The organism is Nocardioides hwasunensis, assembly GCF_014779665.1.
Classification (GTDB): domain Bacteria; phylum Actinomycetota; class Actinomycetes; order Propionibacteriales; family Nocardioidaceae; genus Nocardioides; species Nocardioides hwasunensis.
Genome location: NZ_JACXYY010000005.1, coordinates 384,572 through 400,515, shown reverse-complemented (window position 1 = coordinate 400,515; position 15,944 = coordinate 384,572). Strand labels below are relative to the sequence as shown.

Genomic DNA, 15,944 nt, shown 5'->3' with positions numbered 1-15,944 from the left:
GTCGAGTTGATTCAGTGCCCTGCGCCGCTCACGGCAATGGATCGAGCCCGTGCAGCGGGAAGACCTCGGTGCGCGTCGCGTTGATCGCACGGTCCAGCCAGGCGTCGGGGTCGTAGCCCGAGGACCAGTCGCGATAGGCCGGCGTCCGGCCGTCGGTCATCCGGTGCGGCGCGGTCGCGCCCAGCACCTCCTCGACGTACGCCCGCCACGCCGGAGGCGTCTCGACCGACGGGTCGAGGGGCTTGCCGGAGGCGATCGCGAGCAGGTGCGACCAGGCGCGGGGCACCACGTCGACGACGGAGTAGCCACCTCCCCCGGTGACGACCCAGCGGCCGCCGGCCACCTCGTGGGCGAGCTCGTGCAGCGCGAGGTACGCCGCGCGCTGACCGTCGACGCTCAGCATCATGTGGGCGAGCGGGTCGTTCATGTGGGAGTCGCAGCCGTGCTGGGTGACGAGCACCTCGGGCCCGAACTCGCGGAGCACCGGCGGCACCACCGCGTGGAAGGCCCGCAACCAGCCCGCGTCGGAGGTGCCGGGCGGCAGCGCCACGTTGACCGCCGAGCCCTCGGCGGAGGGGCCACCGGTGTCGGTCGGGAAGCCGGTGCCCGGGAAGAGCATCTGGCCGGTCTCGTGCAGGGAGATCGTGAGGACCCGCGGGTCGTCCCAGAAGACCTTCTCGACACCGTCTCCGTGGTGGACGTCGATGTCGACGTAGGCCACCCGCTCGGCACCGTCGGCGAGCAGCTGCTTGATGCCCACCGCGACGTCGTTGTAGATGCAGAAGCCGCTGGCGCGCTCGGGCATCGCGTGGTGCAGCCCGCCGGCGATGTTGACCGAGTGCAGCGACTCCCCGCTCCACACCTGGCGGAACGCCTCGAGGCTCGCGCCCACCACGTGCGCGCTGGCGGTGTGCATGTCGGCGAAGCACGGGTCGTCGTCGGTGCCGAGGCCGCGCGAGGAGTCCTCGAAGCCGGGCGTCGAGCCGCCCTTCATCACCGCGTCCAGCAGACCCTGCTCGTGCACGGTGAGGATCTGCTCGTCGGTGGCGATCGGAGCGTCGACGCGCTTGACCCCGTCGAGGATGCCGAGCTCGTCGGCCAGCCGCATCGTGAGGTCGACGCGGATCGGCGACATCGGGTGGGTGGGCCCGAAGTTGTAGTCGGTGAGCGTCTGGTCGAAGACGACCGACGTGGGCCCCGCGCACTCCATGTGGCGGACGTTACCCCCGCCCGGAGCCTCGTCCGTCGTGCGGACGGTGTTGAACATGTTCAAAACAATGCTACCTTCGGGTCGTCATCGTTTTGAACGTGTTCAACTCAAGGAGAAGCCATGGACTGGATCGCTGCCTCGTACGTCACCTACCTCGCCGTCACGGTTCCCCTGACCATCTGGGTCGCCGGCACGCTCTCGCGCAACGGTCGCGTCTTCCTGGAGGACGTCTTCGGCGACAACGCCGCTCTCGCCGACGCCATCAACAAGCTCCTGGTGGTCGGCTTCTACCTGCTCAACGTCGGCTTCGTGCTGCTCTACCTCCGCACCGGCGACCGGGTCGTGGACCTGCCGGGCCTGATGGAGGTCGTGAGCCTGAAGGTCGGCGTCGTGATGCTGGTGCTCGGCCTGGTCCACTTCACCAACGTCTACGTCTTCAACTCGATCCGCCGCCGGGTGCGGATGGAGAGCTACCGCACCCCGCCGCTCGCGCCCCAGCGAGTCGTCACCAGCGACCTGCCCTCCTACCAGGGGTGAGGGCATGCAGCTGACGGTCCTCTACGACGACCGCTGCCCGATGTGCCGCGCCTTCAGCACCTGGCTGGCGCGGCAGCCGCTCCTCGTCGCGCTCAACCAGGTCCCGGCCGGCTCGGAGACGGCGCGGCACCGCTTCCCCGGCCTCGACCACGATCGGACCCTGGTGGAGATCACCGTCGTCAGTGACGGCGGGGAGGTGTGGGAGGGCGCCCACGCCTGGGTGATGTGCCTGTGGGCGACGGCCGCCCACCGCGGGCACGCGGAGCTGCTGGCCCGACCCGGGCGGCTCCCGATGGCGCGGGCCGCGGCCCACGTGGCCGCCGGGATCCGCAGCGTCACGACGGACCCGGGTCGTCGTACGGACGCCGGGGCGTGCACCGATGCGTGCTGCGCTCCGGGCGGGGTCTCCTAGGGTGGCGCCCGTGCCCGAGAAGCGAACCGCCAAGGCCGAGCAGACGAGGTCCGGCATCGTCGACGCCGCGATGACCCTCTTCCGCTCCGGTGGCTACGACGCGACCACGATGCGGGCGATCGCAGACGAGGCCGGGGTCTCGCTCGGCAACGCCTACTACTACTTCTCCGGCAAGGAGGAGCTGGTCCAGGCGTTCTACGACCAGCTCCAGGTCGAGCACGCCACGGCCGCCGAGCCGGCGTACGAACAGGCGGCGTTCGCGGATCGGCTGCGCGGGGTGATGGAGGCGTTCCTCGACGTGGCCGAGCCCTTCCACGACTTCGGCGGGCAGTTCTTCCGCAACGCGGCCGACCCGCGCTCGCCGCTCTCGCCGTTCTCGGAGGAGTCGTCGCCGGCGCGGGAGGCCAGCACGGCCCTGTTCCGCCGGACGGTCGAGGGCTCGGACCTCAAGGTCGCACCCGCCCTGCGCGAGGAGCTGCCCGACCTGCTCTGGCTGCTGCACATGGGCATGGTGCTGTTCTGGGTGCACGACGACAGCGAGCGGCAGCGACGCACCCGTACCCTCGTCGCGGGAGTCGTGCCGCTGGTGGACCGGTCGGTGCGCCTGACCCGGCTGCCACTGGTGCGCGGACTGGTCGACGATGCGCTGGGGCTGGTGCGCCGGCTGCGCGAGACCTGAGGAGACCGGACGGCCACGTCGCCCGGTGCCCGGCGGTGCTCGACCGTGGTGACGCGCACGCGGCCGTCGCCTCCGGATGACGCGAGCCGGAGCACCCGCACAGATGGTGGAGTCCCTGTGCCGTCAGGCGACTCGGGGACTCCATCATCTCGGTGACACCGAGCAGGATCCGGTGGGTCGGCAGGTCTCAGGAACCCTCGGCCAGCTCGCGCGAGCGGTTGCGCGCAGCCTCCATGGCGGCGAGGAAGGCCGCACGGACGCGGTGGATCTCGAGCTCGCGGAGCGCCGACGCCGTCGTGCCGCCTGGCGAGGTGACCTGCTCGCGCAGCACCACCGGGTGGTCGCCGGTCTCGCGCAGCATCGCCGCCGAGCCGATCAGGGTCTGGACGACGAGATCGGTGGAGGTCGAGCGGGGCAGGCCGAGGTGCACGCCGGCCTCCACCATCGACTCGACGACGAAGAAGATGTAGGCCGGGCCCGACCCGGAGATCGCGGTGACGGCGTCCATCTGCTTCTCCGGGATCCGGAGCACCTTGCCGGTCGAGGCCATCAGCGACTCGACCTCGGCGAGGTGCTCCTCGGCGCAGTGCGAGCCGGGCGAGATCGCGGCCATCCCCTCGTCGACGAGGGCCGGCGTGTTGGGCATGACCCGGACGACGGCGACGCCCTCGGGCACCCGCGCCTCGATGAAGGCGGTGGTGATCCCCGCCGCGAGGGAGACGACGAGCTGTCCGGCGCGGAGGTCCGGGGCGATCTCGCCGAGCACCTCGTCCATGTCCTGCGGCTTGACCACGAGCGCGACGGTGTCGGCCTTGGCGGCCGCCTCGCGGTTCGAGAGGACGGACACGCCGTAGCGCTCCTCGAGCTCCTGGGCGCGCTCGGCCCGCTTCTCGCCGACCATCAGCTGGTCGACGCGGCGCCCGGCGCGGACGAGCCCGGACAGCAGGGCCTCCCCCATCACGCCGGCGCCGATGATCGCTGTGCTCATGAGGTCAATCTAGTCCGTGGCTCACTTCTTGCTGACCAGCGAGCGCGCGAAGAAGGCGAGGTTCTGGGGCTTCTCGGCCAGGCGGCGCATCAGGTAGCCGTACCACTCGGTGCCGTAGGGGATGTAGACGCGCATCGTCTCGCCGGCGGCAGCGAGGCGCTTCTGCTCCTCAGGCCGGATGCCGTAGAGCATCTGGAACTCGTAGGTCCCCGGCTGGCGGCCGAAGCGACTGGCCAGCGACGAGGCGATCTGGATCATCCGCGGGTCGTGGGTGGCGATCATCGGGTAGCCCTGGCCGCCGAGCAGCACCTTCAGGCACCGGACGTAGGACCGGTCGACGTCGACCCGGTCCTGGAAGGCGACCTCCTCGGGCTCCATGTAGGCGCCCTTGCACAGCCGCACGCGCGAGCCCTCGTGGGCCAGAGCGCGGCAGTCGGCCTCGGTGCGGTGCAGCATGGCCTGGAGCACCGCTCCGGTCTCGGGGAAGTCCTTGCGGAGCTCGCGCAGGATCGCCAGCGTGGAGTCGGTGGTGGTGTGGTCCTCCATGTCGAGGGTCACCGTCGTGCCCGCGTTGCGGGCAGCGCGGCAGATGTCGCGGGCATTCTCCAAGGCGACCTTGTGACCGTTGTCGGGCAGGAACTGGCCGATCGCGCTGAGCTTGACCGACACCTCGGCCTTGGGGGCGAGCCCGCGGGCGGCGAGCTCGGCCAGCAGCTCCTTGTAGGCGGCGACGGTGGCGTCGGCCTGCGCGGCGTCGGCGGTGTCCTCGCCGAGGTAGTCCAGCGTCGTGCGCAGCCCGTCGTCCACCAGCTCGGCGGTGGCACCCACGGCGTCGGCGGTGCTCTCGCCCGGGACGTAGCTGGTCACGATCCCGCTGGACACCGGCATCGTCGAGACGAGCTTCTTGACGCCCTGGCTGCGGGCGAGGAGGAGGATCGGCTGGCGGAGCAACGACATGGCCACGAGGCTACGCCCGGCCCCGCGGCTGACATATCTGAGGACGTGGCGCACGCGAATCGGGCGAGATCACGTGCACCACGTCCTCAGACATCAGGGCGTGCGTCGTCGGAGGGTGGCGGCACCCAGTCCGAGGGCGGCGAGCGCGAAGCACAGCACGACCACGACGTCGCGCCAGACCTCTGCGACGTCGGCCGCTGCGCCCAGCTCCTGCATGGCGTCGACGGCGTACGACAGGGGCAGGGCGTCGCTGACCGCCGCGAGCACCCCGGGCATCGAGGCCCGTGGCACGAAGAGCCCGCAGAGCAGGATCTGCGGCAGCACGAAGGCCGGCATGAACTGGACCGCCTGGAACTCCGTCGTCGCGAACGCGCTCACCAGCAGCCCGAGCGCCGTGCCGAGGACCGCGTCCACGACGGCGACGACGCCGAGCAGCCACACCGGTCCCGCGACGTCGAGGCCGAGCAGGCCGACGCTGACCGCGACGGCGAGCGCGGACTGCACCGCGGCGAGCAGGCCGAAGGCGAGGGCGTAGCCGAGGAGGAAGTCGAGCCTGCCCATCGGCATCGTCAGCAGCCGCTCGAGGGTGCCCGACGACCGCTCGCGCAAGGTCGTCACGCTGGTCACCAGGAACATCACGATGAACGGGAACGTCGCCAGCAGTCCCGGCCCGAACCGGTCGAAGAGGTCTCCCGTCAGGTCCGCGAACATCCACCAGAGCAGGCTGATCAGCAGGCACGGGACGACGAGCAGCATCGCGAGCGTCCGGTGGTCGCGACGGACCTGCGTCAGCACGCGGCCGGCCACGGCGAGGGTCACGCGGGCGCTCATCGCTCTCCCTCCACGAGGTGCAGGAAGGCGGCCTCGATGTCGGTGGTCCCGGTGTTGGCACGGATCTCGTCGGGTGACCCGTCGGCGATGATCCGGCCCTCGCGCATCAGGAGCAGCCGGTGGCAGCGCTCGGCCTCGTCCATGACGTGGCTGGACACGAGCACGGCGGACCCAGCCTCGGCGATCCGGTGGAACAGCTCCCACAGGTCGCGGCGCAGCACAGGGTCGAGGCCCACGGTGGGTTCGTCGAGGACCAGCAGCTCGGGCTCGCCCAGGAGGGCGACCGCGAGGCCCGCCCGGCTGCGCTGGCCCCCGGACAGCCGTCCGACGACCTGGTCCCGGTGGTCGCCGAGCGACACCGCGTCGATCACCCGGTCGACCGAGGACCGGTCGACGCCCAGGACCCGGGCGAAGAAGGCGAGGTTCTCGCCCACCGTCAGGTCGTCGTACACGCTCGCCGCCTGCGTGACGTAGCCGACCCGGGTGCGCAGCTCGCCGCTCCCCGCAGGTGCGCCGAGCACCTCGACGCTGCCGGACCTGACCCGCTGGGCGCCGACGAGGCAGCGCAGGAGCGTGGTCTTGCCGCACCCGCTCGGCCCGAGCAGCCCGGTGACGCCGGCCGGCACGTCGAGCGAGATGCCGGGCAGCACGTCCCGGCCGCCACGGACGACGACGAGGTCCCGCACCTCCACGACGTTTTTCATCATGTGTTGAATTGTGCGCCGGGTCGTGCGGAGGGTCAACCCCTCGAGACGGTCAGTCACCCAGCGGGGCGAGCAGCTCCCTCCTGCCCTCGAACGCGACGAGCAGCAGGTCGGCCATCCGGAAGCGACCGGCCTTCGCCCCCAGGCTCGGCCGGAAGCCGGTGCTGCGCACGATCGAGTGCGTGCTCCCCTCCATCGCCCGGTGGAACGTCTCCGCGACGAGCCGGGCACCGACGCCGCTCAGCGTGCCGTCGTTGAGCTCGGCCTCGCGCAGGACGTAGAACCACAGCGGGGTGTCGGCGAGGAACGCGTCGCGCTGCGCAGCGGTGAGCGTGTCGAGCTGCGCGGAGCTGCGACCGCCCGCTCCGTCGCGCAGCTGCGCCTTGGTCAGCGTGGCGACGGGTACGCCGTTGGCGCGGAGCAGGGCGGCCATCTGCTGGCCGCTCGCGAGCTGGAGCATCCGAGCGCGCACGAGGTTGCGGAAGGCGAGGTTGGCCCGGATCGTGCCCTCGTCCGACGCGCTCCCGGCGAACGAGCCGGCCGGCAGCAGGCCCAGCGGATCGACCAGCCGCGTGTCGATGCGGCGCGCGAGGTTGAACTCCCCCGCCGGCGGCTTGAGGTCGGGCCGTCCGACCTGGGCGAAGCGGTAGAGGCGACGCCAGTCGGCGATCCAGTTCGACGGCAGGGTCGGGTCGCCGCCGAGACCGCCGCTGGTGCCGGAGAAGAAGAAGAGCAGGTCGAGGGTGCCCGACCCGCTCGGGAACCGGGCGTTCCAGTCGTAGGCCTCGCGCACCATCGAGTGGCCGAGCCGGAAGGCGCCGACGGAGAACTCGACCGGCATCGTCGGCATGCTCAGCGGGTCGGCCCCGGGCTCGACGACCTTGCGCCCGTTGTCGAAGACGTCCTTGACGACCGCGCCGTCGCAGATCCGCGGCAGGTAGTCGTGGCGCAGCATCCACTGGTAGTGCAGCACCACTCGGCGGCGCGCCTTCTCGAACCGTTCGCCCGCCGGCGTACCGGCCCCGAGCCCGGCCACGACCCGGTTGTGGAAGCGGATCATCGCGGCGTGCGTCTGCGCGACGACGAGGTTCTCGTCGTTGCGACGATCGGGGATGTTCGCCCTGGCGCGCCCGGCCGCGTCACCCCCGACACGGGGCACGTCGAACCCGGCGCGCGCCTTGTCGCCACCGACCTTGGTCGTCCTCCCGACCTTGAGCCGGGTGCGGTCGGACTCGTAGAAGCCGGACGACACGGAGTCGAGCGGGCCGGCTCCGTAGAGGCTGTCGAGGTCGAGCGTGGGCGAGCGGCCTTGGAGCAGGTCGGCGGGTGAGACGGCGTCCCCGAAGGCGACGCTCGTGGCGTCGAAGGTCAGGTCGTGGTCGACGAACTGACCGAGGTAGGTGTAGCCCGACGGGATCGCGCCGTCGCTCTCGGAGCCGCCGGTCATGGCCTGTGCGACCTTGCGGAGCGTCGCCTCCGGGAGACGTACGCCCGTCGGACCGACGCGCGAGAACCGGAAGGTCGGCGCAGCTGCGCGTGCCGCCACGCTGGTCTGCGAGGTGTTCGCACGGGCGGTGAGCGCGGGAGTCGGACCGTCGCCGACGACCCCCTCGCCCTCGATGAAGAACGCGTCCCGCCCGTGTCGCGGTGTCGGTTGCTCTGCTGCTGGCGCCATGACGATCCCTCCCGGATCCACCCGTCGACTGGAGGCACCACGATCGACCCGGACGTACGCCGTCCGCATCGGTGATCCTGCTGAGGTCTAGTCCGGCGGCTCCTGGTGCCGGTCGCGCCCGGACCAGGTCAGGGCAGCTCGCCGGTCAGGTAGTGCTGGAGCACCGGACCCACCCGGGCGACCACGTCCTCGGCCGGCATGTCCGCCATCGGCGGGAGGGCGATGACGTAGCGGGCGACGACCAGCCCGACGACCTGGCTGGCGACCAGGGGGATGCGCACCTCGGGACGGTCGGAGACGAGGCCGGCGAGGACCGGCCCGACCACGACCGGGATGAAGGCGTCGCGGACGAGCCCGCCGGTGTCGTCGCCGACGAGCGAGCGCACCATCGCGAGCAGCCCGGGCTGGATCTCCGGGTCGTCCCAGACGCCGAGGAAGGTCCGCAGGAGCCGCTCCCCGGCACCGTCGGGGCCGGCCGCCACGACCGGGGCCAGCACCTCGCGCGGGTCGACGGGGATCTCGAGGGCGGCGACGAAGAGGTCGTCCTTGGTGCCGAAGTAGTGGTGCACGAGCGCCGGGTCGACGCCGGCGGCGGCCGCGACGGCACGGATGGTGGTGGCGCGGAAGCCCTTCTCGGCGAACGACGCCCGCGCGGCGGTGAGCACCTCGGCGCGGGTGTCCGGCGCGCCGGGCCGTCGGCCACGACCGGTCGGCGGGCTCACCGCGACCTCACCGCGACGGGACGCGCAGGTGCTCGCGCGCGAACTCCAGCGACGCCCTCAGGTCGGCCTCCCGCTCGGCGCGGTCGGCGGCGCGGCGCGTGTTGATCTCGAGCACGACGTGGCCGGAGAACCCCTGGCCGGCGAGGTGCTCGAGGAAGGCCTGCGCGCCCATCACCCCCCGACCGGGCACGAGGTGCTCGTCCTTGGCCGAGCCGGTGCCGTCGGTGAGGTGGACGTGGCGCAGCCGATCACCCATCCGGTCGGCCATCTCGATCACGTCCGAGCGCGCGATCGCGGCGTGGGACAGGTCGATGGTCATGTGGGAGTAGTCCTCGTCGCTGGGGTCCCAGCCGGGGAGGTACATCTCCATGCCACGGCGCGAGGAGGCGCGCCAGGGATACATGTTCTCGACGGCGAAGGCGATGCCGGTGCGGGCCTCGAGCGACGCGATCCCCTCGACGAAGCCGGCGGCGTAGTCCTTCTGCCAGCGGAACGGCGGGTGCACCACGACGACGTCGGCGCCCACCTCGTGCGCCATCTCCGCCGACCGCTCGAGCTTCCCCCACGGGTCGGTGCCCCAGACGCGCTGGGTGAAGAGCAGGCACGGGGAGTGGACGGCGCAGATCGGGATCTCGTGGTGCTCGCTGAGCTTCTTCACCGCGTCGACCTGCTGGCTCAGCGAGTCGATGCCGACCATCACCTCGACCGCGTCGTAGCCCAGCGACGCCGCCCAGGCGAAGCCGTGGGCGGTCGACTCGGGATAGATCGAGGCCGTGGACAGCCCGACGACCGGGGTCCCCGAGGAGGACGAGCGGGATGCCATCGTCAGCGCAGCCTCGTGATGACGGAGATCTGGTCGAGTCGCTCGAGGATGACGCCCTCGCGCAGCGCCCACGGGCAGATCTCCAGCTCGGAGAGGTCGAAGATGTCCATGCACGCCTCGGCGACCAGCGCGCCCGGCACGATCTGGTGCGTGCGGCTCGGCGAGACGCCGGGCAGGGCGGCGAGCTCGTCGGGCGCGAGCTCCATCAGCTTGGGGATCCAGCCGGACAGCGTCTCGAGCTCCAGCACGCGGGGCACCAGCGGGCCGTCGCCGCTCGGCGCGGCTCCGCAGATGCGCGCCAGCGACCGGAAGGTCTTCGAGGTGGCTGCCGCCTTGTCCGGCACGCCGGGCCGGAGCAGGTGGCCGGCGTCGCGGGCGATCTCGGCGCGGATCTGCTTGCGCAGCTCGCGGATGTCGTCGTCGGACGGACGGTCTCCGCCAAACCACATGCGGGCCATCCGCGCGGCGCCGAGCGGGAGCGACCACGCCACGTCGGGAGCCTCGTCGGTGCCGCCGGCGATCTCCAGGGAGCCGCCGCCGATGTCGAAGAGCACCAGCCGGCCGGCCGACCAGCCGAACCAGCGGCGTACGGCCAGGAAGGTGAGGCGCGCCTCGTCCTCGCCCGACAGCACCTCCAGCGTGACGCCGCTGTGCTCGGCGACGTGCGCCAGCACCTCGTGCGAGTTGACCGCGTCCCGCACCGCGGAGGTGGCGAAGCCGAGCATCTCCTGGCAGCCCTTGTCCTCGGCGATCTCGGTGGCCGAGGCGCAGAAGTCGGTGAGCGCCGCGATCCCCTTCGCGGTCACCGCGCCCTCGTCGTCGAGGTGCTCGGCCAGGCGCAGCGGCTGCTTGTGGGAGGAGGCCGGGAGCGGCGCCGCGCCACCGTGCGCATCCACGACCAGCAGGTGACCGGTGTTGGATCCGATGTCGAGGACGCCCAGGCGCATACGGCCCAAACTACTGCCCAGGGTTTCGACACGCTCGCTGCGCTCGCTGCTCAACCAGCGGGAACTAGGCTGATCGAGTGCCCGAAGTAGACCTGGTCTTCCCCCGCGCGTTCGTCGAGTTCGCCGATCCCGCCGACGACACCCAGGTGTTCCGCTGCGACCTGACGTGGCTCACGTCGTCCTACATGTGCATCTTCGGCCAGGGGTGCGCGGGGATCTACGCCGACGCCCCCGACGTCGGGTGCTGCACGCTCGGCGCGCACTTCGCCGACAAGGACGACGAGGTGCGGGTGGCCGGCTTCGTCGCCCAGCTCACCCCCGACGACTGGCAGCTCCACCCCGGTCGTGCGGTGCGCAAGAAGGACTGGATCGAGACCGACGACGACGGCGAGCGCAAGACCCTCGCCGTCGAGGTCGACGGGCAGCAGGCGTGCGTCTTCCACAACCGCACCGACTTCGCCAACGCCGACGGCCACGTCGGCGCCGGCTGCGCCCTGCACGGGCTGGCCCTGCGTCAGGGTCGCAACCCGCTGGAGACCAAGCCCGACGTGTGCTGGCAGCTGCCGATCCGCCGGCAGTACCGCTCGGTCGAGCGGCAGGACGGGACGTCCTACACCGAGGTCTCCATCGGCGAGTACGACCGCCGCGGCTGGGGTCCGGGCGGCCACGACCTCGACTGGTACTGCTCGGGCAACACCGAGGCCCACGTCGCCGTCGAGCCGGTCTGGGTCACCCACGAGCCCGAGCTGGTCGAGCTGATGGGACGCGAGGCGTACGTCGAGCTGTCGCGCCACTGCGACGCCCACGTCCGGTCGCGTTCGGCCCTCGCCCTGCACCCGGCGGACCCGTCCGCTCGCTAGTTCCTGCCGGCTTTCTGTCGCGTCGCCACCGTCGTGCGACCGTTTTCACCGATCTTTTGACCGTCGTCCGACAAAAGGCGCGAGACCAGGCGTTGAAAGCACCTGTGACGTGCATTACGTTCGTGTAGTGGCCACCCCCTCCACGTCCTCGGAGCTCGCAGACCCCTCCGGCAGCGGCGTCACCTCGTCCCCCTCCGGCTCTCTCGGCATCTGGTTCGTCGGCGCCCGCGGCTCGCTGGCGACCACGGCCACCATCGGCCTCGGCGCCCTCGCCGCCCGACTGACCGACGAGACCGGGTGCGTGAGCGCCCACCCCGACCTGGACGCGCGGGGGCTGGCGGCCTACGCCGACATCGTCGTGGGCGGCCACGACGTCGGCACCGTCCCGCTGGCCAAGCAGGCCGAGCGCCTCGTCGCCGGAGGCGTGGTGCCCGGCATCCTCGTGCAGCAGCTCGGCGACGAGCTCGCAGCCACCGAGGCCCGGCTGCGTCTCGGGACCCACCAGGACGACACGAGCGACCAGCGCGCCGAGGTCGAGCGGCTGGCCGGCGACATCCGCGAGTTCGCCGCCGCGGTCGACCGGGTCGTGGTGGTCGACGTCTCCAGCACCGAGGCCCCGCACGACGCGGGTCCCGACGCCGCCACCTGGGCGGACCTCGAGGCCGCGTGGGCCGCGGGCCGCGCCCCCTTGGCGTCGAGCTCGGTCTACGCCTGCGCCGCCCTGCTCGCCGGAGCGCCTTTCGTCGCCTTCACGCCGAGCCCGGGCATGGACGTGCCCGCCCTCCGCGAGCTCGCGGACGAGCGGGGTGTGCCCTACGCCGGCAGTGACGGGAAGACCGGCGAGACGCTCGTGAAGTCCGCCCTGGCACCGATGTTCGCGACCCGGTCCCTCGCCGTGCGGTCGTGGACCTCGATCAACCTGCTCGGCGGCGGTGACGGCTCCACGCTGTCGGACCCGGCCGCGCGCTCCAGCAAGACCGAGACCAAGCGGTCCGGCCTGGAGTCGATGCTCGGCCACGCCGTCCCCGGTCCCATGCACATCGACTACGTCGAGGACCTCGGCGACTGGAAGACCGCCTGGGACCACGTCCGCTTCGACGGCTTCCTCGGCACCCGGATGACGATGCAGTTCACCTGGGAGGGCTGCGACTCGGCCCTCGCGGCGCCGCTCGTGCTCGACCTGGCGCGGCTGGCCGGACGCGCGCAGGCGGCCGGCGAGACCGGACCGCTCGCGGCGCTCGGGTTCTTCTTCAAGCAGCCCGTGGGCTCGACCGAGCACCGGCTCTCGCAGCAGTGGGAGGACCTCCTCGCCTGGTCGCACACCTGCGCGGACCGGGTGTCGGCGTGAGGATCGGCGACCTGGTGGAGCTGACCCGCGCGCCCGCGGCCTTCTCCATCCCCGGTGACGCGTGGTCCGGCGTCGCCCACGCCGGCCCGGGTGCGTCGCGGCGCCAGTGGCTCATGCCGGTGGCCTCGACCTGCCTCTACTGGTCCGGGATGGCCTTCAACGACTGGTGCGACCGGCGCGTGGACGCCGAGGAGCGCCCCGAGCGCCCGATCCCGTCGGGACGGGTCAGCCCGGGCGCCGCGCTGGGTGTCGCCGCCGGGCTCGGCGCGACGGGTCTCGGCCTGGCCGCACTGGTGGGCGGTCGCTCGGCGCTCGCCGTCGGCGCACCGCTCGCCCTGATGGTCGTCGCCTACGACGCCCTCGCCAAGGACGCCGCCGTCGGTCCGCTGACGATGGCCTCGACGCGCGGTCTCGACGTGCTGCTCGGTGCCCACGCCTCCCCCGCGACCGCATGGCAGCCCGCCCTGGCGATGACGGCCCACACCGCCGGCCTCACCTGGCTCAGCCGCGGGGAGGTCCACGGCACCCGACCGGAGGTCGCCGCCGCCGTCACCGCCGGCACGCTCACCGTCGCGGCGGCCACCGCGCACGCCGCCTGGCACGACCCCGCCGCGACCCGCGCGACCCGTGTGGCCGGTGTGGGCCTGTCCGGTGCCTACGCCGTCGTCGTCGGCCGGGCGCAGGCCCGGGCGGCCCAGCAGCCGACCGCCGAGGCCGCGCGCAGCGCCACCCGGACCGGCATCGGCGGCTTCTCGCTCCTGCAGGGTGCGTGGCTCGCCCGCCGCGGCCGGCTCCTCGCGGCGGCGACCGTCGTCGGCGCCGGCCCGGCCTACCGGGCGCTCTCGCGCCGCTGGAGCCCGACGTGAGCGGCCGGACCGACGCGATCCGGCTCGGCTACGGCACCAACGGCTTCTCCGGGCACCGGCTCCCCGAGGCGTGCGCGGTCATCGCCGGGCTCGGCTACGACGGCGTCGCCCTCACCCTCGACCAGCCGCACCTCGACCCGTTCGCCGACGACGCCGGCGCCCAGACGACCCGGGCCGCCAAGGCGCTGGCCGACCACGGGCTGGCCGTGGTCATCGAGACCGGGTCGCGCTTCGTCCTCGACCCGTGGCGCAAGCACGAGCCGACGCTCGTCAGCGACGGTGATCGAGGTCCGCGCACCGAGCTGCTGCTGCGCGCGGTGCGGATCGCCGCCGAGCTCGGCGCCGAGGCGATGTCGTGCTGGTCGGGGGTGCTGCCCGAGGGCGCCACGGCCGACGACGGCTGGCGACGCCTCACCGACGGCCTCGGACCGGTCCTCGACCTCGCCCACGAGCGCGGGGTCATCGTCTGCTTCGAGCCCGAGCCGGGCATGCACGTCGACACCGTCGACGAGGCCCTCGAGCTGCGCCGCCGCCTCGGCGAGCCCGAGCACCTGCGGCTCACGGTCGACCTGGGCCACCTCGTGTGCAACGAGCCGCGCAGTCCCGCAGCCTCGATCGCCCTGGCCGGCGAGCTGATCGGCAACGTGCAGGTCGACGACATGGTGCGCGACGTCCACGAGCACCTCGAGCTGGGCCACGGCACCCTCGACCTCGACGCCACCCTCGGTGCCCTCCTGGCGGTCGGCTTCACCGGGCTGGCCAGTGTCGAGCTGCCGCGCCACTCCCACGCGGCGCCCACCGTGGCCGCACGCCAGATCGAGGCGCTGCGCGCCTCGCTCGACCGGCTCGCGACCACGACCAAGGAGACCGCCCGATGACCGAGATCAGCCCCCTGGCCGAGCCGGACACGATCCGGGCCGCGCTCGACGACGCCGGGCGCGAGCGCTGGACGCGGATGACCACCGAGGTGGGCGAGGACCCGACCCGGCTCGGCCGCGTGTTCCCGGCCGCCGCCCGCCAGACCGGCCGCGGCCCGCTCCCCGGCACCGACGGCGTGCTGATCGAGGACGCCGTGCGCGTCGACCTCGTCCGCTCGGCCGCCAGCACGCTCGACGCGGCGGCCCTCCTCGACGAGCTCCGCGAGGTCTACCGCTACGGCGACAGCGACGAGAAGCGGGCCGTGCTCCACGCGCTCAACGGTGCACCCGCCGACGTCGACGGCAGCGACGTGCTGCTCGACGCCCTGCGCACCAACGACACCCGCCTCGTCGCCGCGGCCATGGGCCCGCACAGCGACCGGCTCGACGACGACGCCTGGCGCCAGGGCGTGCTCAAGTGCCTGTTCACCGAGGTCCCGGTGTCCGCCGTCACGGGCCTCGCCGCGCGCGCCGACCGGGAGCTGGCCGAGATGGTCACCCGCTACCAGCGCGAGCGCGAGGCCGCCGGCCGCGTCGTACCCCCCGACGTGCAGGTCGTCCTCGACGCCTGCGCACCCACCGACCCCACCCCCAGGGACTCCTGATGCGCATCTTCGACCCCCACATCCACATGACCTCGCGCACGACCGACGACTACGAGGCGATGTACGCCGGCGGCGTGCGGGCCGTGGTCGAGCCGGCGTTCTGGCTCGGCCAGCCGCGCACCAGCCTCGGGTCGTTCACCGACTACTTCGACGCCATCATCGGCTGGGAGCGGTTCCGGGCGGCGCAGTTCGGGATCAGCCACCACTGCACGATCGCGCTGAATCCCAAGGAGGCCAACGACCCGCGCTGCGCCGAGGTGCTCGACGTGCTCCCCCGCTACCTCGCCAAGGACGGCGTGGTCGCGGTCGGCGAGGTCGGCTTCGACTCGATGACCCGCGCCGAGGAGGACGCCTTCGTCCGACAGCTCGAGCTCGCCGTGGAGTTCGAGCTGCCCGCGATGGTGCACACCCCGCACCGCGACAAGGAGCAGGGCACCCGGCGCACCCTCGAGCTCGTCGAGGCCTCCGGGCTGGCGCCGGGCATGGTCGTGGTCGACCACCTCAACGAGGTCACCGTCGACCAGGTCGACGCCGCCGGGTGCTGGATGGGGTTCTCGATCTATCCCGACACCAAGATGGACGAGCACCGGATGGTCGCCATCCTCCAGCGTCGCGGGCTCGACCGGGTGCTGGTCAACTCCGCCGCCGACTGGGGCCGCAGCGACCCGATGAAGACCGTGCGGACCGGGGAGGCGATGCTCGCCGCCGGCTTCAGCGACGACGACGTCGACCGGGTGCTCTGGCGCAACCCGGTGGAGTTCTTCGGCCAGAGCGGCCGGCTGCTCCTCGACCAGGACGAGGCCGTCGACACGACGGCGACCTTCGAGGGCAACTCGGTCCTGCGCGGATCGCGGGACTGACGC

Annotated in this window: 18 protein-coding genes; 9 read left to right on the top strand and 9 right to left on the bottom strand. The window is 72.5% G+C overall.

Annotation, left to right across the window (positions count from 1 at the left end; translation table 11 throughout):
• Nucleotides 1–28 precede the first annotated feature (28 nt).
• Entirely contained in the window at nucleotides 29–1,210 is a 1,182-nt protein-coding gene (locus IEZ25_RS14320) for an acetoin utilization protein AcuC (RefSeq protein WP_191200172.1), read from the bottom strand.
• A gap of 120 nt (nucleotides 1,211–1,330) precedes the next feature.
• On the opposite strand from IEZ25_RS14320, the gene IEZ25_RS14315 reads away from it, so the two are divergent.
• Genes IEZ25_RS14315 through IEZ25_RS14305 form a run of 3 tightly spaced genes read left to right on the top strand, consistent with a single transcriptional unit; the run spans nucleotide 1,331 to nucleotide 2,838 of the window.
• Nucleotides 1,331–1,747, top strand: coding sequence for a hypothetical protein (locus IEZ25_RS14315; protein WP_191200096.1), 417 nt, complete (start codon nucleotides 1,331–1,333; stop codon nucleotides 1,745–1,747).
• Between the two features lie 4 nt (nucleotides 1,748–1,751).
• Nucleotides 1,752–2,159, top strand: a complete 408-nt coding sequence (locus tag IEZ25_RS14310) for a thiol-disulfide oxidoreductase DCC family protein (RefSeq protein WP_191200095.1) — start codon at nucleotides 1,752–1,754, stop codon at nucleotides 2,157–2,159.
• 10 nt (nucleotides 2,160–2,169) lie between these two features.
• On the top strand, nucleotides 2,170–2,838 hold the full coding sequence (locus IEZ25_RS14305; RefSeq protein ID WP_318152242.1) for a TetR/AcrR family transcriptional regulator: 669 nt from the start codon (nucleotides 2,170–2,172) through the stop codon (nucleotides 2,836–2,838).
• Between the two features lie 187 nt (nucleotides 2,839–3,025).
• Here IEZ25_RS14305 and proC read toward each other — a convergent pair whose 3' ends face one another.
• The 8 genes from proC to IEZ25_RS14265 form a co-directional block, all read right to left on the bottom strand.
• Nucleotides 3,026–3,826: a pyrroline-5-carboxylate reductase gene (gene proC / locus IEZ25_RS14300; protein ID WP_191200093.1), complete on the bottom strand. Its 801-nt coding sequence runs from the start codon at nucleotides 3,824–3,826 to the stop codon at nucleotides 3,026–3,028.
• A 21-nt stretch (nucleotides 3,827–3,847) separates the two neighbouring features.
• On the bottom strand, nucleotides 3,848–4,783 hold the full coding sequence (locus tag IEZ25_RS14295; RefSeq protein WP_224748982.1) for a proline dehydrogenase family protein: 936 nt from the start codon (nucleotides 4,781–4,783) through the stop codon (nucleotides 3,848–3,850).
• A gap of 93 nt (nucleotides 4,784–4,876) precedes the next feature.
• Nucleotides 4,877–5,614 (bottom strand): ABC transporter permease, encoded by a 738-nt coding sequence (locus tag IEZ25_RS14290; protein ID WP_191200092.1) that lies wholly within the window; start codon nucleotides 5,612–5,614, stop codon nucleotides 4,877–4,879.
• Nucleotides 5,611–6,318: an ABC transporter ATP-binding protein gene (locus tag IEZ25_RS14285; protein WP_318152241.1), complete on the bottom strand. Its 708-nt coding sequence runs from the start codon at nucleotides 6,316–6,318 to the stop codon at nucleotides 5,611–5,613. Before IEZ25_RS14285 ends, IEZ25_RS14290 begins: the two co-directional genes overlap by 4 nt.
• Nucleotides 6,319–6,370: 52 nt before the next feature.
• On the bottom strand, nucleotides 6,371–7,993 hold the full coding sequence (locus IEZ25_RS14280) for a peroxidase family protein (protein ID WP_191200090.1): 1,623 nt from the start codon (nucleotides 7,991–7,993) through the stop codon (nucleotides 6,371–6,373).
• Nucleotides 7,994–8,121: 128 nt separating this feature from the next.
• Nucleotides 8,122–8,715, bottom strand: a complete 594-nt coding sequence (locus tag IEZ25_RS22305; protein WP_191200089.1) for a TetR/AcrR family transcriptional regulator — start codon at nucleotides 8,713–8,715, stop codon at nucleotides 8,122–8,124.
• 7 nt (nucleotides 8,716–8,722) lie between these two features.
• On the bottom strand, nucleotides 8,723–9,538 hold the full coding sequence (locus IEZ25_RS14270) for a sugar phosphate isomerase/epimerase family protein (protein WP_191200088.1): 816 nt from the start codon (nucleotides 9,536–9,538) through the stop codon (nucleotides 8,723–8,725).
• Between the two features lie 2 nt (nucleotides 9,539–9,540).
• Complete coding sequence (locus IEZ25_RS14265) at nucleotides 9,541–10,485, bottom strand: Ppx/GppA phosphatase family protein (RefSeq protein ID WP_191200087.1); 945 nt, start codon at nucleotides 10,483–10,485, stop codon at nucleotides 9,541–9,543.
• A gap of 77 nt (nucleotides 10,486–10,562) precedes the next feature.
• Here IEZ25_RS14265 and IEZ25_RS14260 point away from each other — a divergent pair, with 77 nt between their 5' ends.
• From IEZ25_RS14260 to IEZ25_RS14235, 6 genes are all read left to right on the top strand, one after another.
• Nucleotides 10,563–11,345 (top strand): hypothetical protein, encoded by a 783-nt coding sequence (locus IEZ25_RS14260; RefSeq protein ID WP_191200086.1) that lies wholly within the window; start codon nucleotides 10,563–10,565, stop codon nucleotides 11,343–11,345.
• 127 nt (nucleotides 11,346–11,472) lie between these two features.
• On the top strand, nucleotides 11,473–12,693 hold the full coding sequence (locus IEZ25_RS14255) for an inositol-3-phosphate synthase (protein WP_191200085.1): 1,221 nt from the start codon (nucleotides 11,473–11,475) through the stop codon (nucleotides 12,691–12,693).
• Complete coding sequence (locus tag IEZ25_RS14250) at nucleotides 12,690–13,559, top strand: SCO3242 family prenyltransferase (protein WP_318152240.1); 870 nt, start codon at nucleotides 12,690–12,692, stop codon at nucleotides 13,557–13,559. The genes IEZ25_RS14255 and IEZ25_RS14250 overlap by 4 nt, the downstream gene beginning before the upstream one ends.
• A complete protein-coding gene (locus tag IEZ25_RS14245) occupies nucleotides 13,556–14,437 on the top strand; it encodes a sugar phosphate isomerase/epimerase family protein (protein WP_318152239.1) in 882 nt (293 codons plus the stop codon). Before IEZ25_RS14250 ends, IEZ25_RS14245 begins: the two co-directional genes overlap by 4 nt.
• Nucleotides 14,434–15,081: an EboA domain-containing protein gene (locus IEZ25_RS14240; RefSeq protein ID WP_224748981.1), complete on the top strand. Its 648-nt coding sequence runs from the start codon at nucleotides 14,434–14,436 to the stop codon at nucleotides 15,079–15,081. Before IEZ25_RS14245 ends, IEZ25_RS14240 begins: the two co-directional genes overlap by 4 nt.
• Complete coding sequence (locus IEZ25_RS14235; RefSeq protein WP_191200084.1) at nucleotides 15,081–15,941, top strand: TatD family hydrolase; 861 nt, start codon at nucleotides 15,081–15,083, stop codon at nucleotides 15,939–15,941. The genes IEZ25_RS14240 and IEZ25_RS14235 overlap by 1 nt, the downstream gene beginning before the upstream one ends.
• The last annotated feature ends 3 nt before the right edge of the window (nucleotides 15,942–15,944 follow it).

What these genes read in the sequence shown, in the direction of transcription:
- IEZ25_RS14320 (WP_191200172.1), bottom strand. Translation starts at nt 1,210, where the DNA reads ATGGAGTGCGCGGGGCCCACGTCGGTCGTCTTCGACCAGACGCTCACC.
- IEZ25_RS14315 (WP_191200096.1), top strand. Translation starts at nt 1,331, where the DNA reads ATGGACTGGATCGCTGCCTCGTACGTCACCTACCTCGCCGTCACGGTT.
- IEZ25_RS14310 (WP_191200095.1), top strand. Translation starts at nt 1,752, where the DNA reads ATGCAGCTGACGGTCCTCTACGACGACCGCTGCCCGATGTGCCGCGCC.
- proC (WP_191200093.1), bottom strand. Translation starts at nt 3,826, where the DNA reads ATGAGCACAGCGATCATCGGCGCCGGCGTGATGGGGGAGGCCCTGCTG.
- IEZ25_RS14295 (WP_224748982.1), bottom strand. Translation starts at nt 4,783, where the DNA reads ATGTCGTTGCTCCGCCAGCCGATCCTCCTCCTCGCCCGCAGCCAGGGC.
- IEZ25_RS14290 (WP_191200092.1), bottom strand. Translation starts at nt 5,614, where the DNA reads ATGAGCGCCCGCGTGACCCTCGCCGTGGCCGGCCGCGTGCTGACGCAG.
- IEZ25_RS14285 (WP_318152241.1), bottom strand. Translation starts at nt 6,318, where the DNA reads ATGAAAAACGTCGTGGAGGTGCGGGACCTCGTCGTCGTCCGTGGCGGC.
- IEZ25_RS14280 (WP_191200090.1), bottom strand. Translation starts at nt 7,993, where the DNA reads ATGGCGCCAGCAGCAGAGCAACCGACACCGCGACACGGGCGGGACGCG.
- IEZ25_RS14270 (WP_191200088.1), bottom strand. Translation starts at nt 9,538, where the DNA reads ATGGCATCCCGCTCGTCCTCCTCGGGGACCCCGGTCGTCGGGCTGTCC.
- IEZ25_RS14265 (WP_191200087.1), bottom strand. Translation starts at nt 10,485, where the DNA reads ATGCGCCTGGGCGTCCTCGACATCGGATCCAACACCGGTCACCTGCTG.
- IEZ25_RS14240 (WP_224748981.1), top strand. Translation starts at nt 14,434, where the DNA reads ATGACCGAGATCAGCCCCCTGGCCGAGCCGGACACGATCCGGGCCGCG.
- IEZ25_RS14235 (WP_191200084.1), top strand. Translation starts at nt 15,081, where the DNA reads ATGCGCATCTTCGACCCCCACATCCACATGACCTCGCGCACGACCGAC.